General features: G+C 38.4%; 1 protein-coding gene and 1 pseudogene. Both read left to right on the forward strand.

The window, feature by feature from the left end; all coding sequences use genetic code 11:
- Positions 1 to 16: 16 nt before the first annotated feature.
- On the forward strand, positions 17 to 244 hold the full coding sequence (locus ACTQZM_RS12085; RefSeq protein ID WP_016183445.1) for a hypothetical protein: 228 nt from the start codon (positions 17 to 19) through the stop codon (positions 242 to 244).
- Positions 201 to 383 (forward strand): annotated as a pseudogene (locus ACTQZM_RS12090) (IS66 family transposase); the annotation flags it as partial. The gene ACTQZM_RS12085 and the pseudogene ACTQZM_RS12090, both read left to right, overlap by 44 nt.

A 383-nucleotide genomic window follows, 5' to 3' on the forward strand; every position in this document is an offset into this window, starting at 1 on the left:
TGAGGAGTTAACGAAGATGTCATCATCAGAAAAAACGATTGAAAGACTGACAAAAACAATTGAAACACAAGTAAAAACAATTGAAGCAATGTCTAATGAACTTGCGCTTTTGCGCGAACAAGTCGCTTACCTTACCAAAAAACTTTATGGTAAATCCTCTGAAAAGCGTGACTATAATCAGAATCAATTGAGCCTGTTTGATGACATGGAACTTCCTGAAGAAGAAAGTGACTGTCCCAGGTAAACCAGAAGAAGAAACCATTACTTATCGCCGGAAAAAAGCGAAAGGCAAACGGCAAGCCATTTTTCAACAATTTAAACCAGAAGTCATCCACCATGAATTGACGGGAGAAGCTTGTACTTGTCCAGATTGTCATGAAAAG

Origin of the sequence: Enterococcus cecorum, assembly GCF_052119425.1 — a bacterium.
Taxonomy (GTDB): Bacteria; Bacillota; Bacilli; order Lactobacillales; family Enterococcaceae; genus Enterococcus_E; species Enterococcus_E cecorum_C.